The following is a 23,691-nucleotide window of genomic DNA, read 5'->3' on the forward strand; positions in this document are numbered from 1 at the left end:
TGGGGCGAGTCACACGATTATTACGGGGTGCCTGGGAGCCGGATCAGGCCAGCCGTGCAACAGCGGCATCGATCCGCTCGTCGGATCCGGTCAGGGCCACGCGGACATAGCCGTTGCCCGCGTCACCGTAGAAGACGCCCGGGCCAACCACGATGCCCCGTTCGGCCAGGCGGGCCACCGTAGCCCACGTGTCCTCTCCCGCCGTCGACCACAGGTACAGGCCGGCATCGGACTCCTTGATCTCCAGGCCGAAGTCCAGCAGCGCGGGCACCAGGCGTTCGCGCCGGCCCCGGTACAGGTCCTTCTGGGCCTCGACATGGGTGTCATCGCCCAGCGCCACCCGCATGGCCTCCTGGACGGGGTAGGGAACGATCATCCCCGCGTGCTTGCGGCTGTTGACCAGGTTGGGCATCAGGTCCGGATCACCGGCAACGAAGGCTGCGCGGTAGCCCGCCAGGTTGGACTGCTTGCTCAGCGAGTACACGGCCAGCAGGCCCTGGTGCGAGCCGCCGGCAACGTGGGGATCAAGGATACTGGGGACGCGCCGGCCGCCGCGCTGGACGTCCCAGTCGCCCCAGCCGAGCTCTGCGTAGCATTCGTCCGATGCCACCACGGCTCCGATTTCACGGGCCTGGACCACCAGGGCCTTCAGGGACTCCGCATCGCGGACGCTGCCCGTCGGGTTGCCCGGGGAATTGACCCAGATGAGCCGCACGCGTGCACGTGTGGCGTCGTCAAGCTCGTCCAGATTGTCCGTGGCCACCGAAGTGACCCCGGCCAGGGTGGCACCGATATCGTACGTGGGGTAGGCCACCTTGGGACGTACGACGACGTCTCCGGGCTTAAGGCCCAGCAGCAGCGGCAGCCACGCAACGAGTTCCTTGGAACCCACCGTAGGCATGATGTTTTTAGGGTCCAGGCCCGCCACTCCGCGCCGGCGTTCGAACCAGCCCGCGATGGCTTCCCGCAGCGCCGGCGTGCCATGGACAGTGGGATATCCCGGAGCGTTGGCAGCGGCCTTCAGTGCGTCCTGGACCAACTGCGGGGTGGGATCCACGGGCGTGCCGATGGAGAGGTTGACTGCCCCGCCCGGGTGTTCCGAGGCCTTGGCCACGTAGGGGGCCATAGCCTCCCACGGGTAGTCGGGCAGGTTCAGGCCAAACGAATTCACTGCTGCGGTCACGTTCCCGTCCGCGTCAGTGGTCTTGGTTCTGCGGCGGCAGGGCGGCGATCATCGGGTGGTCCTTGCCCGTGTTGCCGATCTTTGCCGCCCCGCCCGGGGAGCCGAGGTCGTCGAAGAATTCGACGTTGGCCTTGTAGTAGTCGGCCCATTCCTCGGGAGTGTCATCCTCGTAGTAGATGGCCTCCACCGGGCAAACCGGCTCGCAGGCGCCGCAGTCGACGCATTCGTCCGGATGGATGTACAGCGAACGCTCGCCTTCATAGATGCAGTCGACCGGGCACTCCTCAATGCATGCCTTGTCCTTAACATCCACACACGGCTGCGCGATTACGTACGTCACGTCCCTGGCCTCTCCACGTTGGGTTCCGGCTTGCCCGCCGGCTCTTGCATCCGGCAGCACGGCCGGACTCTTGACATCTGAGCCTATTATCTCCCAGCCCTTTCCCGCTAACCTAGCCGGCGGCCTAGTATGAACTGGTGAGTCTGCCAGCGTCCGCCCCCGTCCGCTTCCTGACCGCGGCCGGCCCCGGAACCCGGGTGGTGGTGCGCTACCGGATCGATGGCGGCCTGACGGATGCGCTGGGCCACCTGCTGGCTTGCGACGCCGGTTCCTGCACCGTCCGCACCCGCCGGGCCGACGTCGTCATTCCCCTGGAGCTCGTGGTGGCCGCGAAGGAAGTCCCGCCCGCTCCCCCGCGCCGCCCCGCGCGCCCCGCCTAGGCCTCGCTGCGCCGGGACTGTCCCTGCGCCATGACCCGGTCCTTCACCGCGCCCGGCGGTACGTGGCCAGGGCCAGCTCCACCATCCGGACGAACTCCGCGGGGTCGCGGACCAGCATCTCGAACGTCACCCGAAGGGTTGGGACACCCCCGATGACGGTGACATTCCAGCGCCGCCTGTCTTCCCGGTAGGCCTCCCGGCTGCTGTGGTGGGCATAGCCGTCCGCCTCAATCCCCAGCAGACCATCAACAAGGAGATCCAGGTGGCCCATTCCAGGAATGTGCACCTGCAACTCGACTGTAAGCCCCGCTTCTTCAAGCAGATACCGGGCGATGGTTTCGATGATGGAGCCGGACTGGGGTCGGATTCTGCCAACCAGGTTCAGCAGGGCCTTTTCACGGGCGGCCGGAAACCGCGCCCGCAGCTCCGCGAGTTGGATGTGGCCTTTCTTGACGGCGGACTCCGCGATAGTCAGGCCCTGAAGAGCCGGCAGACAGCGGAGAGACTGGCAGACGACGTCCAGAGGCGTCAACGGAAGGTCGCTGCGGTGTACCACACAGCCGGCTATTGGCCTGCCATGGCGGGCGGCAAGATGCGGCCTATCCGGAACCTTGATCACCCACAACCCGGAAGCCACTGCGGCCGTGACGCAACCAGGTGCGGCGTGATGGCGCGCCGCATGGATGAGCACGGGGTCAGCATCCGGAAGGGCGAATACTCCACGGGCAATCCTTTGGACGGACCCCTCTGATAGTCCGGCTTCCAGACGTCGGCGGGAGACGCCTGCCAGTAGTAACTCCCGGGTCCCGGCAGTGCCGCCCAGGCCAGCCAGCGCTTCAGAAATAGTTCGCATGTCTGAAGCCTGCGCCTGGCGGGGAGCATCCGCAGGTGGTGGAAACGGCTATGTGGAGAACGGACCCGGGCGCGGAAGCAGGCGCTCAGTGCGCCCACGCCGTTCCTGCGCATCGAGGCCTGGTTTGGCCGCGCCGCCCGGCTTAACGCAGAACGCCACCGGCAAATGCCGGTGGCGTTCTGCAGACCTGCGGAGTTACTAGGCCTTGGCGCGGGCGCGGTTGGCCTTGGCACGCTCGTTGGTATCCAGGATGACCTTGCGGATGCGGATGGCTTCCGGGGTCACCTCGACGCACTCATCCTCGCGGGCGAATTCCAGCGACTCTTCAAGGGTGAGTTCGCGCGGCGGGGTCAGGTTCTCAAAGGTGTCGGAGGAAGCGGCACGCATGTTGGTGAGCTTCTTTTCCTTGGTGATGTTCACGTCCATGTCGTCGGCGCGGGAGTTCTCGCCCACGATCATGCCTTCGTAGACCTCGGAGGTGGGCTTCACGAAGAAGGAGCCGCGTTCCTGCAGGTTGATCATGGCGAACGGGGTAACCACACCGGCGCGGTCGGCAATCATGGAACCGTTGGTGCGGTACTCGATGGGGCCGGCCCACGGCTCGTAGCCTTCTGAGATGGAAGCTGCGATGCCTGCACCGCGGGTGTCGGTCAGGAACCGGGTGCGGAACCCGATCAGGCCACGGGCCGGAACGATGAACTCCATGCGGCACCAGCCGGTGCCGTGGTTGGCCATGTTGGTCATCCGCCCCTTGCGGGCAGCCATGAGCTGGGTGACGGCGCCGAGGTACTCTTCCGGCACGTCGATGGTCATGTGCTCCATCGGCTCGTGGATCTTGCCGTCGATGGTCTTGGTGACAACCTGGGGCTTCCCGACGGTCAGTTCAAAGCCCTCGCGGCGCATCTGCTCGACCAGGATAGCCAGCGCGAGCTCGCCACGGCCCTGGACTTCCCAGGCGTCGGGACGCTCGGTCGGGAGGACCTTGATGGAGACGTTACCGATCAGTTCCTTGTCCAGCCGGTCCTTGACCTGGCGGGCGGTGACCTTGGCGCCCTTGACCTTGCCGGCCAGCGGGGAGGTGTTGATACCAATGGTCATGGAGATCGCGGGATCGTCCACGGTGATCAGCGGCAGCGGCTGGGGGTTCTCGACGTCGGTGAGGGTTTCACCGATGGTGATGTCCTCGATACCGGCGACGGCCACGATCTCGCCGGGTCCGGCGGACTCGGCCGGAACGCGCTCCAGTGCCTTGGTGGCGAGCAGTTCGGTGATCTTGACGGTCTTCAGCTCACCGTTCTGGCGGGCCCAGGCAACCTGCTGGCCCTTGCGGAGGGTGCCGTTGTAGATGCGGAGCAGCGCGAGGCGGCCCAGGAACGGGGAAGCGTCCAGGTTGGTGACGTGGGCCTGCAGGACGCCCTCAGGGTTGTACGTCGGCGCCGGGATGTGCTCGATGATGGTCTTGAAGAGCGGCTCGAGGTCCTCGTTGTCCGGTGCGGAGCCGTTGGCCGGCTGCTCGAGGGACGCGCGGCCAACCTTTGCGGCGGCGTACACAACGGGAACTTCCAGGACCTTGTCCAGGTCCAGGTCCGGCACTTCATCGGCGAGGTCGGAAGCCAGGCCCAGGAGCAGGTCCATGGACTCGTGGACAACTTCGTCAATGCGGGCGTCGGGGCGGTCGGTCTTGTTGACCAGGAGGATCACCGGGAGGTGCGCGGCCAGCGCCTTGCGCAGCACGAAGCGGGTCTGGGGCAGCGGGCCCTCGGAAGAGTCGACGAGGAGCACGACGCCGTCCACCATGGATAGGCCGCGCTCCACCTCGCCGCCGAAGTCGGCGTGGCCGGGGGTGTCGATGACGTTGATGGTGATGGTCTCGCCGTTGGAGGAGGGACCGTTGTAGGCCACCGTGGTGTTCTTGGCCAGGATGGTGATGCCCTTTTCGCGCTCCAGGTCGCCGGAGTCCATGACCCGGTCCTCGACGTGGTTGTGCTCGGCGAAGGAGTTGGTCTGCTTGAGCATGGCGTCGACCAGGGTGGTCTTGCCGTGGTCAACGTGGGCCACGATCGCGACGTTGCGGAGGTCACTGCGCGATGCAGTGGCTACCGCAGTGTTGGTGGTGGTTTCAGACATGCGTAAAGGCTCGATTCAGTGGAGTCAGCTGTTGTATCGCGACATTTCCAACTGGAACGCACGACGGACAAGGCCCTTGGCACAGGGCGCCTTCCTCTATTCTAGCCGCTGAGTTATTTGTTGGCCTAAATTCCGGCGGGACAGGCTGCCGCCGATTGAGCCAGTATCAGCCACGGCGCCGCAATGGGTGTGACCAAGTTCACTCCAGGATCCCGGTGCATGGCATGATGTCTGTGACACAGCCCATCCATTGAGCACGCCGGAGACAACGATGCCCCCTGCAAAGGCAAGCACCCTGCGTGGTTTCGCCTGGGCTGCCTGCGCCGCGGTCTCCGCGCTCGTGGCGGTATCGGGAATCGTGGGCAACACCGGGGACGACGCTGTTCCCGGTACAGCCCTGTCACGGGCGGCCGCAGGCCAGGTATCCGGCGGCCGGACCGGCAGCGCCGAACCTGCCGTGGCAGCCACGGCCCGCGTCCTGAATACAGGCAACGGACGGCTGGAAGCGGTTGTGCCCGACGTCGCCGGCACCGTCCTGCTGATCGGGGACTCGCAGGCGGAACCCGTTGACGGCTGGCCGCGCCTGGGCCTCGCTGCCGCCGGGTACAACGTGTACTTTTGCGGCCGCGGCGGCACGGGCTACGTCGCGGCGAACGGTGCCACGGGAAACTACATAGACGCCCTGCAGCGCGGAGACTGGCTTCTCCCCTCCGGCACTCCCGCATTGATTGTGGTCGAAGGTGGCGGCAACGATGCCGCCGGCGGGGCAAGCAACGCACAGATCGCCCGGAATGCCGAACGGCTGGTCACTGAACTCCGGACCCGCTATCCCGGCACACGGCTCGCGATGATCGGCACCTTGGCGCGCGGAGCGAACGACGGCGGCGGCCGCCGGAGCGAGGTTGACGCCGTGTTGGGTGCCGTGGCGGGAGCCAACGGACTGCCGTTCATCTCTGCAGGCGACTGGCTCACCAGGTACGGGCTGGCGAAAGACCTCGCCGATGCGGTGCACATGAACTCTGATGGCCGCCGCGCCCTTGGCGGAATCCTCGCAGCCAGGCTCCGGGAACTTGGACTTGGCCGCAATCCTTCGCCGGCCCAAGGAGCCCTCGCTGCCGTGCCCGAAGCGGGCAGCATGTTCCAGGACTGACATCCGCAGCGTTTCCGTCTTCTGCGCACATGGGAAGAGCCGGGACCCGAAGGTCCCGGCTCCAGCCATTCCGAAGAAGGACTCCAGCTATGCCACCTCGGGCGGAAGCATGAGCTTCGCACCGGGGATGGCGTTGAGCAGGGCCTTCGTGTATTCCTGCTGGGGCGACTCGAAGACATCGTCCGTGGATCCCGTTTCCACCAGGCGCCCCTTTTCCATGACGCACACATGGTCGGCAATTTGCCGCACCACTGCGAGGTCGTGGGTGATGAACAGGTAGGTCAGCCCAAGGTTGGCCTGGAGGTCGGCGAGCAGGTTCAGCACTTGCGCCTGAACCAGGACGTCGAGGGCGGAGACAGCCTCATCACAGATGATGACCTCGGGGTCCAGCGCCAGTGCCCGGGCAATGGCAACACGCTGCCGCTGCCCGCCTGACAGCTCGTTGGGATAGCGCTGCATGGCGGACTGTGGCAGTGCCACCTGGTCCAGCAGCGTCCGGACCTTCTTCTCCCGGCTGGCCTGGTCCCCGATCTTGTGGACCCGCAATGGCTCCTCGATGGTGCGGAAGATGTTGTACATCGGATCGAGCGAGCCGTACGGGTCCTGGAAAATCGGCTGGACCCGCCGGCGGAACTTGAACAGTTCGCCGGGCTTCAGTGCCGACGTGTCGACGCCGTCGAACAGGATCCTCCCGTCCGTCGGCTTTTCCAGCTGGAGCACCATCTTGGCCACTGTGGACTTGCCGGATCCGGACTCCCCCACGATCGCCGTCGTGGTGCCGCGCCGGACGTCGAAGCTCACGCCGTCGACGGCTGCGAAGTCCGTCGCCTTGCCCAGCCCCGAGCGGAGCTTGTAGACCTTCCGCAGGTCCTGGATCTGCAGGAAGGTCTCCGGCCTCACCGTTTCGGCGGCAGGTGCCAGCAGGTCCGACGTCTCCACGCCCTGTTCCTTGGCCACCTGGATGCGGCGGCTGGCAAGGGAAGGCGCCGACTCGACGAGCCGCTTGGTGTACGGGTGCTGGGGATTGCGCAACAGTTCCAGTGACGGGCCCGCCTCAACGACGCGGCCCTGGTACATGACCACGACCTTGTCGGCACGCTCGGCGGCCAGGCCAAGGTCGTGGGTGATCAGCAGCACCGACGTGCCCAGGTCCTTGGTCATGGTCTCCAAGTGGTCCAGGATCTGCCGCTGGACAGTGACGTCGAGGGCCGACGTCGGCTCGTCCGCAATCAGCAGGCGCGGCTGGCAGGAGAGGCCAATGGCGATCAGTGCACGCTGGCGCATACCGCCGGAGAACTCGTGCGGGTACTGGCCGGCCCGGCGCTTCGCGTCCGGAAGTCCCGCCTGGGACAGCACTTTGGCGATATCGTCCGGACCGCTGGGCCGGCCGTTCGCCCGCAGTGTTTCCCGGACCTGGTAACCGATCTTCCACACGGGATTCAGGTTGGACATCGGGTCCTGCGGAACCATGCCGATGGTGTTGCCGCGCAGCTCGATCATGCGTTGCTCGCTCGCATGGGCGATGTCCTCGCCGTCGAGCAGGATCTGGCCGCCGGACACCTTGCCGTTGTTGGGCAGCAGGCCGATGGCGGCCAGGGCGGTGGTGGACTTGCCGGAGCCCGACTCGCCCACGATGGCTACGGTTTCGCCGGGCATGATGGTCAGGTGCGCATCACGCACTGCCTTGACCTCGCCGCTGCCGGTCTTGAAGGTGATGGCAAGGTCGCGGATCTCCAGCAGCGGCCTTACACCGGCGGCACCGGATTCATCAATACGGACGTCTGCACTGGTCATCTTGTTATCTCTCATCGCTGGCGGCTCTTCGGGTCCAGGGCGTCACGCACGGCGTCACCGAGCATGATGAAGCTCAACACCGTAATGGACAGCGCCGCGGCCGGGTAGAGCATGATTTCCGGCCGGGTCCTGATCGATGCCTGCGCGCCGGCAATGTCATTGCCCCAGGACATGATGCTCTGGGGCAGACCGATACCCAGGAAGGACAGGGTGGCTTCGGCCACGATGAACACGCCCAGTTCCAGCGTCGCCAGGACGATGATCGGAGCCAAAGCGTTGGGCAGGACGTGGCGGATCAGTGCGCCGAACTTGGAGACCCCCAGCGCGCGGGCAGCTGTGACGAAGTCCGCGTTGCGAACTTCGATGACGGCTCCGCGGGTGATGCGGGCCATCTGCGGCCACGCCAGGAGCGAAATGACGAACACCACGGTCCACACGCTCTTGTTCTCCCGGAAAAGGGGCAGCTGCGTGATCACCAAGGCACCCAGGACCAGCGGCAGGGCGAAGAAGATGTCACCCAGGCGTGCGAGGACGGCGTCGACCCAGCCACCGTAGTAGCCGGCGAGGGCACCGAGTGTCACACCGATCACCAGCACGCAGAGGACGGAAAGCAGGCCTACGGAAAGCGAGGCCTGCGTGCCGTGGATAACCCTGGAGTAGACGTCGCAGCCCTGGAAAGTGAAGCCGAACGGGTGCCCGGCCGTGGGGGCGCCTTCGGAATTGGCCAGCTCACAGCCCTCGTTGGGGGGCGTCGATGTGAACAGGCCCGGGAACAGCGCAACCACAATCAGGGCAAGGATGAGCAGTGCCGAGATGATGAACAGCGGACGACGCCGGAGCTTGCGCCAGGCATCGGCCCACAGGCTGAGCGGGGCTTGGTCCGCCTTCACGGCGTCAGTGGCCTGCAGCGGGGTCTCATCAATGGGAGCCACGAAGTGGCTGTTATTACTGGTCATAGCGGATCCTCGGGTCAAGCCAGGCGTACAAAAGATCGACAAGCAGGTTGGCCACCACGAACACCAACACCAGCACGCTGACGATGGAGACGATGGTGGGGCCTTCACTGCGGAGGACAGCCTGGTAGAGCTTGTTGCCGACTCCGGGAACGTTGAAGATGCCTTCAGTAACAATGGCACCGCCCATGAGGCCGCCAAGGTTGGCGCCCAGGTAGGTCACTACCGGGATCAGTGAGTTGCGCAGGATGTGCGCCACCACTACCCGCGGCCGGGAAAGGCCCTTGGCGGTGGCTGTCCGCACGTAGTCGGCGTTCATGTTCTCGCTGACCGATGCACGGGTCAGGCGAAGGACATAGGCGAAGGACACGAGTCCAAGGACCACCGCCGGCAACAGCAGGGTGACCCAGTTGGCGTTGGCGCCCACGGTCGGTTTTGCCCAGCCAAGCTGCACGCCGAACACGAGCTGGAAGACGAAGCCCAGGACGAAGGTGGGGACTGCGATGACCACCAGCGAGGCGACCAGGACAGTGGAGTCGAACCAGCCACCACGGCGCAGGCCGGCGAAGACGCCGAAGGCAACGCCGAAGATTGCTTGGATGGCCAGTGCCTCAATGGCGAGCATCGCCGTCACCGGGAAGACGCGGGCGAGGCTGGCTGCAATCGGCTGCCCCGTGAAGTCATTGCCCAGGTTGAACGTGAAGAGGTTTTTGAGGAACAGTCCGTACTGGACCCAGAAGGGTTGGTCCAGGTTGTACTGGGTGCGCAGGGTGTCGATGACTGACTGCGGGGGCTGGCGGTCGCCGAACAGCGCCGCGATGGGATCGCCCGGCAGGGCGAACACCATGTAGTACACCAAGAGGGTAGTGCCGAGGAAAACAGGGATCACCTGGAGGAGTCGGCGCAGGATGAACCGGATCACAGGATCACCTGCCTTCCGGTAAAGGGGAAAACGCGTTCATGAATGCCTTCCTGCCGCTTGCAAGCCAATGGGGGCCCGGACGTGACCGGAACCCCCATCAGCCTTACGGCAAGTTAGATCTGGGACTACTTGGCGGTGATGCCGTAGTAGAGAATTTCACCGTTCCAGCCAGTTTCGGCTTTCGTGATGTTGTTGCTCCACACGATCGGACGTGCCTGGTCCCACAGCGGCAGGCCGGGCAGGTCCTGGAACAGGATCTCCTGCGCCTGGTTGAACTTGGCGTTTGCCTCGTCGGTGGTCTTGCTGGCAAGGCCTTCCTTGAGGAGCTTGTCGAACTCGGGGTTCGAGTACTTCTCGTAGTTCGACGGAGCGTCAGTGGCCCAAACCGGACCCAGGAAGTTGTAGAGCGACGGGTAGTCACCCTGCCAACCGGAGCGGGTCAGGCCCGGGAGCTGCTGGGACTTGCGCAGGTTCAGGACTTCGGCGAACTTGGCGAAGGGCTGGATTTCAGCCTGGATGCCGAGGTTGTTCTTGAAGCCGTTGGTTACGGCGTCGATCCATTCCTTGTTGCCGCCGTCGGTGTTGGAGGCAATCTGGAGCGGCTTGGAGTCGTCGTACGGCTTGATCTTGTTGGCCTGGTCCCACAGGTCCTTTGCCTTGGCGGCGTCGAACTTCAGGACTTCGCTGCCCTTGAGGCCTTCCTTGAAACCGTCGATGACCGGCGGCGCGAATGCCTTGGCCGGGGTACGGGTGCCGTTGAAGACCACCTTGGCGATTTCCTCGCGGTTGATGGCGTAGGACAGTGCCTGGCGGCGCAGCTTGCCGGCTTCACCCTGGAAGTTCGGGTTGTAACCCGGGATGTTCAGCGTGGAGTCGGTGGCAACAGCCTTGGTGGCATTGCGGTCCGGGAAGTCGTTGACGTAGGTCTTCAGGGCGTTGGACGGCAGGACGTCGGTGATGTCCAGGTTGTCCGACTGCAGGTCCGTGTAAGCGGGGCCCGGATCGGTGTAGAACTTGAACGTCACGCCACCGTTCTTGGCGGGGCGGGTGCCGTTGTAGTCGGCGTTCTTGACCAGGGAGATGGACTGGTCGTGGACCCAGGAGCCCTGCTTCTCGAACTTGTAGGGACCGTTGCCCACGGGGTTCTCACCGTAGGACTTGGGGTCCTTCAGTGCTGCGGAGGGCATGGGGTAGAAGGCGGAGTAACCGAGGCGCAGGGACCAGTCGGCCTCAGGCTGGGCGAGCTTGACCGTGATGGTCGAGTCATCCGTCGCCTTCAGGCCCGACATCGTGTCGGCGGTCGGCGCGGGAGTGGTGGTCTTCTTGCCGTCCGCACCTGTCGAGGACGTTACCGCGGATACTTCCGGGTAGCCCTCGATTGACTCAAAGAAGAAGCCGTTCTGCTGCAGGTTCTTCGAGTTGGCGGCGAAGTTCCAGGAGTCGACGAAGGTCTTGGCCGTGATGGCCTCACCGTTGGTGAACTTCTGGCCCTGCTTGACCTTGATGGTCCAGTTCTGCGCGTCGGGAGACTCGATGGATTCGGCCAGCGCATTGACTGCCTTGCCGTTCGCGTCGTAGCTGCGGAGACCTTCGAAGAGCAGGTTGACGACGCGGCCGCCATAAACCTCTCCGGTGTTTGCCGGCAGCAACGGGTTTTGTGGCTCGTTGCTGTAGGCGGTGATGACCTTGTTCGGATCGCCGGCTGCGTTGCTGGATCCGTCAGTGCCGCCGCCGCCGCCGGCGCCGCACCCGGTCAGGGCAAGCGCGGCGACCGCCACGATGCCCAGTGCTTTGGAAGTGCGCGTAAAACGCATTCCGCCTCCTATGAGTTGTGGGAGAGATGTATAGGGGAATCTTGTGCTTCCCCGCAGGCCGAAGCAGCTCACCGCTGTGACGGAACCTACACAATACGAGTTAGCCTAACCGCACGCAGTCCAGATATTGGTACTCCGTTGCCAAACCGTGACCGGGGCAGTGCAATGCCCCCGTCAGGTGTGGATAGTTAGGCACGTCACATGCTACTCGGCGGTAGGCCGGACGGCGAATCGGCGCCGCGGGCGCCAAAGGAGCCCACGCCAGGCGCGCTTACTGGGACAGCCGCCAGTCCCACACGTTCCACCAGACGCCCAGCGGTCCAGGGCTCGTCTTCACTCCGGCCACCCTGGAGCTGAAGGCCGTGGTACCCAGGGTTTGGTAGAGCGGCAGCCCGTAGGCGTCCTCCCACACGTGCTTGTCGATCTCGGCCAGGAGCTCGTCCTGCTTACCGAGATCCGTCGTGGCGGCGAGTTGTTCCATGATCTTGTCCGCGTCGCCGTCGGAATATCCCGTGAAGTTGCTGCCTGCCCCGGTGCGGAAAATCTGTGGCACCCTGCTGACGCCTACCTCGGTCCCGATCCACCCTGAGAGGGCGGCCTCAAAGCCGCCCCGGCTCAACGCCGCGGGCCAGTCGGCGCTTGCCAGTCCGCCGTCGACCACCTTGAATCCCGCCAGCGCGGCTGAATCGCGGATCAAGCCGAATGCCCTGGCCCGGTTCGGGTTGTCGCGGTTGTAGAGGATGCGGATGCTGGGAGAGGCGCCCTTCAGGAGCTTCTTTGCCCCATCGATGTCCACCTCGGCGTAGTCGGCGGACCCGTTGTTCTTCACGGTGTCGTCGTACTTCGGCTGGCCGGGGAGGAACACCTGCGAATCCAGCGGCTTGGTGTCCTGGGTTCCCACCACCGCATCCACGATCGCCTGCCGCGGCACAGTCTTCAGGAAGGCCTCCCTGACATCCTTGTCGGAGAACGTCCCGGTGAAGTTCAAATCAAGGTGGTCATAGCCGGACTGCTTGTAGCGTTGAACGGTGATGCCCTGGCTGGAGAGTCCGCTGAGGAGGCTGTCCGTTGAGGCCGAAGGCTGGGGCGAGATGATGTCTGCCTGGCCGCTGCGCAGGGCGTCGACTGCTGCCGGCACGGCCCCTGTGAACCTGACGTTGATTTCATCGAGCCAGGGTTCGGCGCCCCACACGTAGTCCCGGTTCCGGACCAGTTTCATGGAGACACCCGGCACGATGTCGCGGACAATGTAGGGGCCGCTGGAGAGGTACAGCGCGGGGTCATCGGGAATGGATTTCGCGTCGAACCCGGTGTTCCAGAAGTCACTGACCTTCTTGAGGGCCGGGTTGGAGGCCGGCTTTTCCGGGTTGCCCCGCGGCGTGTCCTTGAGGAGATTGACCAGGTCTTTTTCGTCGTTGAGTCCACTTTTTGCAGCAACGACGTGGGCTGGGAGTCCGACGTCGAACGCCACTTCCCAGTCAGCGTAGGGCGCGGCGTACTCAATGGTGATGGACCGGCCGTCCGAACCGATGTCGGGGAACAGGGTGCCCGCCAGGCCCGTGGTGTCCGAGGCGACGGAAAAGTATTTGGTGCCCTTGCCGGCAACAGGATCGACGTCGTCGAAATACCCCGATCCTGCAGCCCAGGCCAGCAGGAGGTCTGCCGCGCCGATCGGGGCCCCGTCTGACCACTTCACGCCCTCGTTGACCGTGTACTTCACCTTGAGGGGCTGGTCCGAGACCTTCTCGAAGTGCCCGAACTTGTCATTGCGGACCACTTTGGAGCTGTCGTCCAGGTAGTAGAAGCCGGAGTGCGTGATGGCACCGATCTTGGAGTTGATGTCGGTATTGCCGCCGGCGCTGTAGGGGTTGAACGAGGAGAACGCATTGACTTCTGCCACGGTGACGCTGCCGCCGCGCTTCGCCTCCCCCACCACCACGGACGGGGCGCTGCCGCCAGAACACCCGGACAGGACCAGGGCTGCCGCCAACGCCGCGGTGAGCAACTGCATCAGGCGCCTGACCGGCATGCCGCCTCCTTGTGGTTTTTCCCTCTCCGGAGGGGACTGGGGCCGCTGCGATCACGCCCTGCATACTCAGGATACTTGGTGCTGCGGCCCGGTACCCGGATCCGCACCCCCTCCGGATGCAGGAGGGGGCCCCTGCAACAACCTGTCCGCCCCGGGCCGGTTAAGCAGCCCGCAGGCCCTACGCCGGTGGCCCTCCCGCACGCCGGGCTCCATCCGGTCAAGAAGGGAAACGATCATCCGCGAGCGCGGGTTCCGCTCGAAAACCGGCCGGTGGTCCTGGATGAAGGCCCAGTACAGCGCATCCCAGTCAGGCATCCACTCCCCCGGCGGCAGGTCGGACATTTTCCGCAAGTAGTTGCTGCCTGACACATAGGGCTTTGTGGTGATGTCCGCCCCTGCGGCGAATTGGCTCATGGCGTAGACGTTGGGCACCATCACCCAGTCGTAGGCATCGACGAACATTTCCATGAACCACTCGTAGACGTCGTCAGGATGGATCCGGAGCAGGGACATGGCGTTGCCCAGCACCATGAGCCGTTCGATGTGGTGCGCATACCCCGTGGCCAGTACGCGGGATATCACCAGGTCCACGGGCGGCAAGCCAGTAGTTGCATCCCACCAGCCGGGTCCCAGCTGGTTCCGGTGGTTGAGCAGGTTGGCAGTGCGCATCCGGCGGCCGCGCAGCCGGTACGTGGCGCGCATGTACTCCCGCCAGCCAATGACCTGGCGCACAAAGCCCTCAAGGGAGGCGAGCGGGGTATTTTCATCCGCACCGCCCAGAACCGCCTGCAGGATATCGCCCGGGTTCAGAAGGCCGATGTTGAGCCCGGGCGTCAGCAGGCCGTGGTTGACGAATGGATGCGCTGCGGAGATCGCATCTTCGTAGGGGCCGAAGCCCGCGAGGCGTTCTTCGACAAACTCCTGCAGGTGCCTTTGGGCCTCTTCCGCGGTGGTGGGCCAGGCGAAGAGGTGGGGGTCTCCAGGGGCATCCGGAAACTCCGTGGCGACCCAGGCGATGGCGGTTTCGACGTCCCCCGCGGCGTCGGAGCCGGCGTCCTTTCCCTGCCCGCTGCCCGGCGATGCCAGCGCATCCAGGTTGAACGTCCCCTCCTCCTGGAGCACGGGGTGCCCCCTGAACCTGCCGACAGTGGGTGGGGTATAGCCGCGGGGAAGCTTCCTGCGGTTGTCCGCGTCGAACGACCACTTTCCGCCGACCGGAGCGCCGTTGTCCACCAGGATGTCCAACCGCCGTCGCTGCCAGATGTAGAAGTCATGCATACGGGCCGGATTCTCCGCGAACCAGTCGTCCAACTGCGCCCGCGACGTCAGGAAATTCGGTGTCTCAAGCACGTCCTGGCTGCGCATCCTGTAACCGCCGTCCTCAAGGCCGGCTTCCAGGTCCTTCGCGAGCCAGTCATCGACGACGTCAAACCAGGACACTCCCCGGGGGCGCCGCTGCCGGATAAGGTCCGCCAGCTGGACACGGGATATCCGCGCTGGGTCGCTGTAGAGGACAACCACGTCGTGCCCAAGTGCGCGCAGGCGGCGGGCAAAACCAGCCATCGACGCCCGGTGCAGGACCAGCTTGTGTGAATGGAACCGGTATTGGCGGAAGTAGAGGTCGTGCTCGATGAGCACAAAGACCGTGTCCGGGTCCGTACCATCCCGCTGCTGCTCAAAGAGCTGATGGGGCAGGACGAGGCGCAGGAGCGGGCCGGCAGTCATACCGCAACCCTAAGGCAGGGTGCCGCAACTGGACCGCGGCACCCTGCCTGATTGACGATGCGGCGCTAGACGTTGAAGCGGAACTCCACCACGTCGCCGTCCGCCATGACGTATTCCTTGCCTTCGATCCGGACCTTGCCGCGTGACTTTGCCTCAGCCATGGACCCGGCGTCCACAAGGTCCTCGAAGGAGACTACTTCGGCCTTGATGAAGCCCCGCTGGAAGTCGGAGTGGATGACGCCGGCCGCCTGCGGTGCCGTGTCCCCCTGCCGGATGGTCCAGGCGCGCGCTTCCTTAGGGCCCGCGGTGAGGTAGGTCTGCAGGCCCAGGGTGTGGAAGCCGACACGCGCCAGCTGGTCCAGGCCTGATTCGTCCTGGCCGTTCATCTCGAGCATCTCGCGGGCTTCTTCCTCGTCCAGCTCCACGAGGTCGGCTTCGAGCTTGGCGTCGAGGAAGATGCAATCGGCCGGGGCCACCATGGCGCGCAGCTCTTCCTGCTTTTCCGGGCTGCCCAGGATACCTTCGTCGGCATTGAACACGTAGATGAAGGGCTTGGCAGTAAGCAGGCCCAGCTCCTTGAGGTGCTCCATCTCGAGCTTGTCGCTCTTGATGGAGGAGTAGATGGTATCGCCCCGCTCAAGCACCGCCTGGGCGGCCTTGATGGCGGCGAGCTCTGCGGCTTCCCGCTTCTTGATCTTGACTTCTTTTTCGATCCGCGGAATGGCTTTCTCGATGGTCTGCAGATCGGCAAGGATCAGCTCGGTGTTGATGGTCTCCATGTCGGAGCGGGGATCCACCTTGCCGTCAACGTGGACCACATCGGGGTCGTCGAAAACCCGGACAACCTCGGCAATGGCTTCAGCCTCGCGGATATTGGCCAGGAACTGGTTGCCCAGCCCCTCCCCCTCGGATGCGCCCTTGACGATGCCGGCGATGTCGACAAAGGAAACGGCGGCGGGCAGGACGCGCTGCGAGCCGAAGATCCCGGCGAGCTTCTGCAGCCTGGGGTCCGGGAGGTTCACGACGCCGACATTGGGTTCGATGGTGGCGAACGGGTAGTTCGCGGCCAGGACCTGGTTGCGGGTGAGCGCGTTGAAGAGGGTTGATTTGCCGACGTTGGGCAGTCCGACGATGCCAATAGTAAGAGCCACGAGCATTGATTCTACCCGCCGGACCCTGCGGGCCAGTACCCGGGGATGTCACTGCCCGTGATTGTCAGAGCCCCATGCAACAGTGAAGCCATGGATGCTTTTGCCTTGATTCTGGCCCTCTTCATGCTGCTGCTGGGTGCGCTTGCCGGCGCTGCAGCCACTTATTTCTCATTGCGCCGGAACTCGCACGCGCTGGAGGCGGACTTTGACCAGGTCTCGTCCCGCCTTTCGGAGGTCACCGCGCAGCTGGCAGCGGCGGACGCCGAGCGGCGGCTTTTGGCGGCACAGAACCGCGAGCTGGGCGAGGCCAGGACACAGGATGGAAGTGTGCTGCGTGCCCTGGCGCCCGTGGCGGAGAAGCTGTCCGCCGTTCAGCAGCAGGTCGCATTGCTGGAGCGGGACAGGGTGGAGCAGTACGGCCAACTGGCCCAGCAACTGCAGGAGGCCCGGCTTTCCGACGAGCAGCTCATTCGCTCCACCCATGCCCTGGAGTCGGCGCTGCGGTCCAACAGCGCCAGGGGCCAGTGGGGCGAGGTGCAGCTCCGGCGCGTGGTGGAGGCCGCCGGTATGCTGCGCCACGTCGACTTCGTGGAGCAGGTCCACAGTGCGGGCCACGACTCGGCGGTGCGGCCGGACCTGGTAGTGCAGCTGCCGGGCGACAAGCAGCTGGTGGTGGACGCCAAGGTTCCGCTGTCCTCCTACCTTGAGGCACAGGAGCTGGGCTCGGTGGACCCTCGCCTGGGCCCGGCTGGTCCGCAGTCGGCGAACGACGGCCGCAACAGGCAGGCCCTCCTGGCCGCACACGCCAAGGCCCTCAGGGCGCACGTGGACGCGCTCGGTACCAAAAAGTACTGGGACATCCCGGGGAACTCGCCGGAACTGGTGGTCTGCTTCATCCCGGCCGAGTCCATCCTGGCGGCGGCGCTGACAGCTGACGCCGGGCTCCTGGACCACGCGCTGTCCCGCAACGTCGTCCTCGCCTCGCCGAGCACCCTGCTGGCCGTGCTGAAGTCCGTCGCCTTCACGTGGCGGCAGGACGTCCTGACGGACAGTGCGCGCGAGCTGTTCGAACTCGCGCGGCAGCTGTACGACCGGATGGGCACGCTGGGCGAGAACGTCACCAAGCTCGGATCCTCGCTGAAGACGTCCGTGGACCGCTACAACGCCATGGTGGGGACGCTGGAAGCCAGGGTCCTGCCCACCGCGCGGAAACTCAACAGCCTGGAGGAAACAGGCCTGGTTGCACCCCCCTTGGTGGAGGTGCAGCCGCGGGCGCTGGTGGCACCCGAGCTGCAGGGCGACGGTGAAGCAGCCTGACACGGCCGCCGGATGCAGAATGGGTCGGGCAGCAAGATGCTGCCCGGCCCATTCCTTTGGAAATATGGTGGCGGTTAGCTGCGGGGCCGGCGTCCGCCCAGGGCACGGCTGACGTCACCGGCCTGCTTCAAGGTGGCCCGGAGCTCCTTGGGCAGCGAGAAGAGGAGGTCTTCCTCAGCCGTGACTACTTCCTCCACGGCGCCATATCCGTAGTCGGCGAGCAACCGCAGCACGTCCTGCACCAGGACCTCGGGAACGGAGGCTCCGGAGGTAACTCCCACGGTGGCCACTCCTTCGAACCAGGCTTCGTCCACCTCGTTGGCGAAGTCCACCCGGTAGGACGCTTTGGCGCCGTATTCAAGCGCCACCTCCACCAGCCGGACGGAGTTGGATGAGTTGGCCGACCCCACCACGATCACCAGGTCGGCCTTCGGCGCGATCTTCTTGATGGCCACCTGGCGGTTGGTGGTGGCATAGCAGATGTCGTCGCTGGGCGGATCCTGCAGGGTGGGGAACCGTTCCTTGAGCAGCCGCACGGTTTCCATGGTCTCGTCCACACTCAGCGTGGTCTGCGAAAGCCAGATGACCTTCTCGGGGTCCCGGACGGTGACCTGGTCCACTTCGTGCGGGCCGTTGATGATCTGGATGTGCTCCGGCGCTTCCCCTGAGGTGCCTTCCACTTCCTCGTGGCCGTCGTGGCCGATCAGGAGGATATCGAAATCGTCCTTGGCGAAGCGGACGGCTTCCTTGTGCACCTTGGTAACCAGGGGGCACGTGGCATCAATCGTGCGCAGGCCCCGGGTTTCGGCAGATTCGACGACTGCCGGGGAAACGCCGTGGGCGGAGAAGATCACCAGGGCGCCCTCGGGCACCTCATCGGTTTCGTCCACGAAGATGGCGCCCTTCTCCTCCAGCGAGCTGACCACGTGGACGTTGTGGACGATTTGCTTGCGGACGTATACGGGCGGACCGTAGTGTTCCAGCGCCTTCTCGACGGCGATCACGGCACGGTCAACACCGGCGCAGTAACCGCGCGGAGCAGCCAGCAGTACCTTCTTGGTGCCGTTCACGGGGGCCGCAGCTGCTACTTCCTCCGGGGAGCGGCGCCTGCGCGGAATGGATGGCATCGAAAGGGATACAGCCGAGGTGGTCATGCCTCCATGCTACCGGCTGGCCCCAACCCGTTTCCGGGATGCGAACAACGTCACAATGCCGGCTGCCACCAGGACGCCGCCGGTAACGGCGGTGGTTGTGATCCATGCCTGGAAGTCTGCACCGGCGGCGGCAAGGAACTCGTCGCGGAACATGTTGGCTATCGCGTTACCGGTGTCGGTGGCCTGGGCACGGGCCGAGCCCAGCTGCAAGCCAAGCCCCCACAGCCCTGCAACCGCCAGGCCGCCAACCCCTGAGGCCAGCAGCACGGTCCAGCGGCGGCGTGCCGCCACGAGCGCCAGCAGGAATGCCACGGCCGAGCCGATGGCCAGGACGTAGCCCATCGGCGCATAGGTGGCCAGCCGTTCGGTCCATTCCCGCTGCGCGGGCTGGCCCACATTAATCAGCGTCTGTTCCGGGGGGTTGAGGGGAAGCCTTGTGGCCCGGCTGATCTCCTCTGCGCCGAGGGCTACCAAGGGGGCGACGTCGAGGGTCAGCGACGAGGCCGACGCTCCGCCCTGCGACGCCGCGGCGGGGTCGGCGAAGCTGAGGCGGTGGCTCCTGCGAAGGGTCTCCTCCCACGCTGCCGGATAGCCGGGAAGCTGGGTCAGGGACTCCGCTGCTTTCTCGAGCATCGGTTCCACCAGTCCCGAGAGGAAACCGGGAACAGACCCGGTATCGATCGTCCCCACCGCCGCCGTGGCCAGCTTCCGTTGGAATTCCGGGTCCTTGCCGAGCGGAGCAGCAAGACGGACAAATCCATCTTCCTGGACGATATTGCGGTCAACCCAGATGGCGGGAACGGCAACGGCAGCCAGGAGGATGCCCAGCACGGTGGCCAGGACGGAAACGAAAGTGCGCACAACAGGTCCTTCGGGGTTGGGGGACTCAACCCATCCTAGGCAGGGTGGCGGGGCTGTCCCTGTCAGCACCCGGTGCTAGACCTTACGGATAAGGTTGATTGACCGCCACCAACAGATAAAGGACCGCATGCCCGCAGCACCAGCCTCCCAACGGCGTCCGCATGTCTGACCAGGCCTCCCTTCCAGGCACTGCACCCACTACCCTGCCAGCCACCGCGGCGGAAACCAGTCCGGACAACCCGTGGCCGCTGCAACTGCTCTCGCAGAAGCTGAAGGCCCACATCGACCGGACCCCGTCGGCGTGGGTCGAAGGGCAGGTCATTGAGCTGAACCGGCGCGGCAGCAACGCCTACATCACGCTTCGCGATGTGGATGCCGAGGTGTCCCTTCCCGCTTCGGTCTGGACCAAAGTCCTGGAACGGCAGAACCTTCCCCTTGACCGGGGTTCACGGGTCGTGGCCCTGCTGAAGCCGGAATTCTGGCTGAAAACCGGTCGGCTGAACATGCAGGTCAGGGATATCCGGCCGGTCGGCCTGGGTGACCTGCTGGCCCGCATTGAGCGGCTGCGCCAAGCCCTCGCGGCGGAGGGCCTGTTCGCCGACTCCCGCAAGAAGCGGCTGCCCCTGCTGCCTCACCGGATTGGCCTGATCACGGGACGGGACTCGGACGCCAAGAAGGACATCCTCCGCAACGCGGCACTGCGGTGGCCGGCCGTGGAGTTCGAGATCCGCGAGGTTGCCGTCCAGGGCAACACGGCCGTGGCCCAGGTGGTCCGCGCCCTGCGGGAACTGGATGCCCGGCCGGAGGTCGATGTGATCGTTATCGCGCGCGGCGGCGGGGCGCTCGAAGATCTCCTGCCCTTCAACAGCGAGGACCTCATCCGCGCGGTGGCCGCGGCCGAAACACCGGTGGTGAGCGCCATTGGCCACGAGGCGGACCGCCCCCTGCTGGACTACGTTGCCGACCTCCGCGCCTCAACCCCCACGGATGCGGCCAAGCGGATCGTTCCTGAGGTCTCCGAGGAGCTCGCCGGCGTGCGCCAGGCACGCGAACAGTTGCGGCGCTCCATGGACCGGATGATAGACCGGGAGTCGGACCGGCTGGCGGCACTGCATTCCCGGCCAGTCATGGCGGCGCCGGAGGGCATGGTCTCCGTCCGGGCGGAGGAAATCGAGCGCCTGCTGCGGCGTTCCTCCGCTGCCGTGAACTCCACGGTGGTGCGGGCAGCGGACCAGCTCCAGCACCTGAAGGCCCAGGTGCGCGCCCTCTCGCCGCAGAAAACCCTGGACCGGGGGTACGCCGTCGTCGAACTCGCCGGGAACCAGGCCGCCCGGATCGCCGAAGCCGGCCACGCCGTGGTGCGCAGGCCCGACGAAGCGCCGGCAGGCGCCGCCCTGTCCATCCGCGTGGCGGAGGGCCGCTTCGGCGCCACGTCCGACGGACCCGCGCAGCCCACCGGGGCACTGCACCCGGGAAACCCCGACCAGCACCAGGAAGTGGAAGAAAACGCATGACTGAACAGAAGCCCGAATCAGACGTCGCAGCCCTGAGCTACGAGGACGCCCGGGAGCAGCTCATCGCCGTGGTGGGCCGGCTTGAAGCGGGGGGCGCAAGCCTGGAGGAATCCCTGGCGCTGTGGGAGCGAGGCGAGGCATTGGCCGCGCGGTGCGAGGAGTGGCTCGAGGGAGCACGGAAGCGGCTGGCCGCTGCCCGCGACCAGCCGCTGTAAGCAGGCTGCAAAGCCGAACATACTGCCCGGGCCCCAGGCCGTCGAGTCACGAACGGGCGACGAGTTCCCTTTCGATGTCAACGTCGAATTCAGCCTTGGGCCACTCCAGCCGAAAATCGGACAGCGCCGACATCACCAGCTGCTGCACAGCGATACGGGCGAACCACTTCTTGTTGGCCGGCACCACGTACCAGGGCGCAATGGCTGAGCTGGTCTCGTCGAAAGCAGCCTGGTAGGCAGCCATGTAGTCATCCCAAAAGGCGCGCTCCTTCAGGTCGCCGCTGCTGTATTTCCAGTGCTTGGCAGGGTTGTCCAGGCGGGCCAGCAGCCGGGACCTCTGCTCATCCTTGCTGATATTGAGCATCACCTTGATGATCTTCGTGCCGGCGTCGGTTTGCCGGGCCTCGAATTCATTGATGGCCCGGTAGCGCCGGCTGATTTCTTCCGGGGTGGCCCAGTTATGGACGCGGTGGATGAGGACGTCCTCGTAGTGTGAGCGGTCGAAGATCCCCACCATGCCGGCTGCGGGGACCTCCTTCTCGATACGCCACAGGAAGTCGTAGGACTTCTCCTGCTCGGTAGGGGCCTTGAACGCCTTGAACTGGACACCCTGCGGGTCCATGGTGGCCATGACGTGGTTGACGATTCCACCTTTGCCCGCCGTGTCCATCGCCTGCAGGACCAGGAGGATCCGTTTCTTTCCGCCGGCCCGTGATTCGGCGAACAGCTGTTCCTGCATCTCGGAGAGCTTTCCGTCCAACTCAGCCAGCAACGCTTCACCGTCAGCCTTGTTGCCGCTGTAGCCAGGGGTGGCATCCGGGTCAACCGAGGCCAGGGAAAATCCCTTTCCAACGCGCAGCGTGTCAGAGGGATGCTGGTCGAAGCCAACGACGCGGGCCATGGGGTTCCTCTCCGCAGGGGATACACGGGCCCGGTGGCCCGTGAGCACAGGCTAGTTCCCTTGGTACCTGCTTAGGAAGTCCCCCATGCGCCCAATGGCTTCTTCGATGTCCTTCACGTTGGGCAGTGTCACCATGCGGAAGTGGTCCGGGCGCACCCAGTTGAAGGCCCGGCCGTGGGAGACCAGGATCTTCTGTTCCCTCAGGAGGTCAAGGACAAACTTCTCGTCATCCCGGATGTGGTAAACCTCGGGGTCCAGCCGGGGGAAGAGGTACAGGGCGCCTTTCGCCTGCTGAGTGCTGACGCCGGGAATGGCGTTGAGCATGTCGTAGGCCTTGTTGCGCTGCTCGAGCAGCCGGCCGCCCGGGAGGATGAGGTCGTTGATGCTCTGGTATCCGCCCAGTGCCGTCTGGATGGCGTGCTGGGCCGGGACATTGGCGCACAGGCGCATGTTGGCCAGCAGGTTGATGCCTTCAAGGTAGTCGGAGGCATCCTTCTTGGGTCCTGAAATGGCCATCCAGCCTGCCCGGTAGCCGCAGACCCGGTACGCCTTGGACAACCCGCTGAAGGTCAGGCACAGGACGTCGTCGCCGGTCAGCCCGGCGAGGTTTACGTGGACAGCGTCCTCGTACAGGATCTTTTCGTAGATCTCGTCGGCAAAGATCACGAGGCCGTGCTTCTCGGCGAGGGCCACGATCCGTTTCAGGGTCTTCTCGGGGTAGACGGCGCCGGTGGGGTTGTTGGGGTTGATGACCACGATCCCCTTGGTGCGGGGCGTGATCTTCGCTTCCATGTCCTCCAAGTCGGGCTGCCAGCCGGACTCTTCATCGCAGAGGTAGTGCACCGGTTTGCCGCCGGCAAGCGCTACGGACGCCGTCCAGAGCGGGTAATCCGGTGTGGGGATGAGCACTTCGTCGCCTGAATCGAGCAGCGCCATCAGGGACATGGTGATCAGCTCGCTGACGCCGTTGCCCAGGTAGATGTCATCAACGTGGATGTTCTGGATGCCGCGGGTCTGGTAGTACTGCGAGACCGCGGTGCGGGCCGAGAAAATGCCGCGGGAGTCGCTGTAGCCCTGGGCGTGGGGCAGGTGGCGGATCATGTCCACCAGGATGGCGTCCGGCGCTTCGAATCCAAACGGTGCCGGGTTTCCGATGTTCAGCTTGAGGATCCGGTGGCCCTCCGCCTCCATCTGTTGGGCGGCTTCGAGGATCGGTCCACGGATGTCGTAAAGGACGTTATTGAGCTTCGTGGACTGCCTGAATTCTGCCATCCCTCAAATATGCCACAGGAAGGATGAATGGCCGTT

General features: G+C 65.1%; 20 protein-coding genes and 1 pseudogene. 5 read left to right on the forward strand and 16 right to left on the reverse strand.

Going from position 1 to position 23,691, the window contains the following annotated elements:
• Window positions 1-43: 43 nt before the first annotated feature.
• Together dapC and fdxA are read right to left on the reverse strand one after the other, a co-directional pair.
• Window positions 44-1,183: a succinyldiaminopimelate transaminase gene (dapC, locus tag NIBR502770_RS11310; protein ID WP_141159882.1), complete on the reverse strand. Its 1,140-nt coding sequence runs from the start codon at window positions 1,181-1,183 to the stop codon at window positions 44-46.
• A 13-nt stretch (window positions 1,184-1,196) separates the two neighbouring features.
• Entirely contained in the window at window positions 1,197-1,523 is a 327-nt protein-coding gene (gene fdxA, locus NIBR502770_RS11315) for a ferredoxin (RefSeq protein WP_013601705.1), read from the reverse strand.
• Window positions 1,524-1,660: 137 nt separating this feature from the next.
• Here fdxA and NIBR502770_RS11320 point away from each other — a divergent pair, with 137 nt between their 5' ends.
• Window positions 1,661-1,903, forward strand: a complete 243-nt coding sequence (locus NIBR502770_RS11320; RefSeq protein ID WP_141159881.1) for a hypothetical protein — start codon at window positions 1,661-1,663, stop codon at window positions 1,901-1,903.
• Between the two features lie 43 nt (window positions 1,904-1,946).
• Here NIBR502770_RS11320 and NIBR502770_RS11325 read toward each other — a convergent pair whose 3' ends face one another.
• The 3 genes and pseudogenes from NIBR502770_RS11325 to typA form a co-directional block, all read right to left on the reverse strand.
• The gene (locus NIBR502770_RS11325; RefSeq protein WP_141181983.1) at window positions 1,947-2,459 is read right to left on the reverse strand and encodes a hypothetical protein; all 513 of its coding nucleotides are present in this window, start codon (window positions 2,457-2,459) and stop codon (window positions 1,947-1,949) included.
• A gap of 159 nt (window positions 2,460-2,618) precedes the next feature.
• Window positions 2,619-2,756, reverse strand: a pseudogene (locus NIBR502770_RS21855) (hypothetical protein); the annotation flags it as partial.
• A gap of 198 nt (window positions 2,757-2,954) precedes the next feature.
• The gene (typA, locus tag NIBR502770_RS11330; protein ID WP_141159879.1) at window positions 2,955-4,883 is read right to left on the reverse strand and encodes a translational GTPase TypA; all 1,929 of its coding nucleotides are present in this window, start codon (window positions 4,881-4,883) and stop codon (window positions 2,955-2,957) included.
• A 271-nt stretch (window positions 4,884-5,154) separates the two neighbouring features.
• On the opposite strand from typA, the gene NIBR502770_RS11335 reads away from it, so the two are divergent.
• The gene (locus NIBR502770_RS11335; protein ID WP_141181984.1) at window positions 5,155-6,033 is read left to right on the forward strand and encodes an SGNH/GDSL hydrolase family protein; all 879 of its coding nucleotides are present in this window, start codon (window positions 5,155-5,157) and stop codon (window positions 6,031-6,033) included.
• 87 nt (window positions 6,034-6,120) lie between these two features.
• On the opposite strand, the gene NIBR502770_RS11340 is transcribed toward NIBR502770_RS11335, so the two are convergent.
• From NIBR502770_RS11340 to ychF, 7 genes are all read right to left on the reverse strand, one after another.
• Window positions 6,121-7,827 (reverse strand): ABC transporter ATP-binding protein, encoded by a 1,707-nt coding sequence (locus NIBR502770_RS11340; protein WP_141181985.1) that lies wholly within the window; start codon window positions 7,825-7,827, stop codon window positions 6,121-6,123.
• Window positions 7,828-7,838: 11 nt separating this feature from the next.
• On the reverse strand, window positions 7,839-8,783 hold the full coding sequence (locus NIBR502770_RS11345) for an ABC transporter permease (RefSeq protein WP_141159876.1): 945 nt from the start codon (window positions 8,781-8,783) through the stop codon (window positions 7,839-7,841).
• On the reverse strand, window positions 8,773-9,702 hold the full coding sequence (locus NIBR502770_RS11350) for an ABC transporter permease (RefSeq protein ID WP_141181986.1): 930 nt from the start codon (window positions 9,700-9,702) through the stop codon (window positions 8,773-8,775). Before NIBR502770_RS11350 ends, NIBR502770_RS11345 begins: the two co-directional genes overlap by 11 nt.
• 125 nt (window positions 9,703-9,827) lie before the next feature.
• Window positions 9,828-11,516: an ABC transporter substrate-binding protein gene (locus tag NIBR502770_RS11355; RefSeq protein ID WP_141159874.1), complete on the reverse strand. Its 1,689-nt coding sequence runs from the start codon at window positions 11,514-11,516 to the stop codon at window positions 9,828-9,830.
• A gap of 271 nt (window positions 11,517-11,787) precedes the next feature.
• Window positions 11,788-13,545, reverse strand: coding sequence for an ABC transporter family substrate-binding protein (locus NIBR502770_RS11360; protein ID WP_141181987.1), 1,758 nt, complete (start codon window positions 13,543-13,545; stop codon window positions 11,788-11,790).
• Window positions 13,546-13,611: 66 nt separating this feature from the next.
• Window positions 13,612-15,270: a cryptochrome/photolyase family protein gene (locus tag NIBR502770_RS11365; protein ID WP_141181988.1), complete on the reverse strand. Its 1,659-nt coding sequence runs from the start codon at window positions 15,268-15,270 to the stop codon at window positions 13,612-13,614.
• A gap of 65 nt (window positions 15,271-15,335) precedes the next feature.
• Window positions 15,336-16,421: a redox-regulated ATPase YchF gene (gene ychF / locus NIBR502770_RS11370; protein WP_141159871.1), complete on the reverse strand. Its 1,086-nt coding sequence runs from the start codon at window positions 16,419-16,421 to the stop codon at window positions 15,336-15,338.
• A 90-nt stretch (window positions 16,422-16,511) separates the two neighbouring features.
• On the opposite strand from ychF, the gene NIBR502770_RS11375 reads away from it, so the two are divergent.
• Complete coding sequence (locus tag NIBR502770_RS11375; protein ID WP_141159870.1) at window positions 16,512-17,738, forward strand: DNA recombination protein RmuC; 1,227 nt, start codon at window positions 16,512-16,514, stop codon at window positions 17,736-17,738.
• 74 nt (window positions 17,739-17,812) lie between these two features.
• On the opposite strand, the gene NIBR502770_RS11380 is transcribed toward NIBR502770_RS11375, so the two are convergent.
• The gene (locus NIBR502770_RS11380; RefSeq protein ID WP_141159869.1) at window positions 17,813-18,892 is read right to left on the reverse strand and encodes a 4-hydroxy-3-methylbut-2-enyl diphosphate reductase; all 1,080 of its coding nucleotides are present in this window, start codon (window positions 18,890-18,892) and stop codon (window positions 17,813-17,815) included.
• Window positions 18,893-18,901: 9 nt separating this feature from the next.
• Entirely contained in the window at window positions 18,902-19,753 is an 852-nt protein-coding gene (locus NIBR502770_RS11385; protein ID WP_141181989.1) for a hypothetical protein, read from the reverse strand.
• Window positions 19,754-19,914: 161 nt separating this feature from the next.
• On the opposite strand from NIBR502770_RS11385, the gene xseA reads away from it, so the two are divergent.
• Both xseA and NIBR502770_RS11395 read left to right on the forward strand, forming a co-directional pair.
• Window positions 19,915-21,267, forward strand: a complete 1,353-nt coding sequence (gene xseA / locus NIBR502770_RS11390) for an exodeoxyribonuclease VII large subunit (RefSeq protein ID WP_141181990.1) — start codon at window positions 19,915-19,917, stop codon at window positions 21,265-21,267.
• The gene (locus NIBR502770_RS11395; protein WP_141159866.1) at window positions 21,264-21,482 is read left to right on the forward strand and encodes an exodeoxyribonuclease VII small subunit; all 219 of its coding nucleotides are present in this window, start codon (window positions 21,264-21,266) and stop codon (window positions 21,480-21,482) included. The genes xseA and NIBR502770_RS11395 overlap by 4 nt, the downstream gene beginning before the upstream one ends.
• Before the next feature lie 46 nt (window positions 21,483-21,528).
• On the opposite strand, the gene NIBR502770_RS11400 is transcribed toward NIBR502770_RS11395, so the two are convergent.
• Both NIBR502770_RS11400 and NIBR502770_RS11405 read right to left on the reverse strand, forming a co-directional pair.
• Window positions 21,529-22,383, reverse strand: a complete 855-nt coding sequence (locus tag NIBR502770_RS11400) for a polyphosphate kinase 2 family protein (protein ID WP_141181991.1) — start codon at window positions 22,381-22,383, stop codon at window positions 21,529-21,531.
• 51 nt (window positions 22,384-22,434) lie between these two features.
• A complete protein-coding gene (locus tag NIBR502770_RS11405) occupies window positions 22,435-23,655 on the reverse strand; it encodes a pyridoxal phosphate-dependent aminotransferase (protein WP_141181992.1) in 1,221 nt (406 codons plus the stop codon).
• Window positions 23,656-23,691: the final 36 nt, after the last annotated feature.

Source organism: Pseudarthrobacter sp. NIBRBAC000502770 (assembly GCF_006517815.1).
GTDB lineage: Bacteria > Actinomycetota > Actinomycetes > Actinomycetales > Micrococcaceae > Arthrobacter > Arthrobacter niigatensis.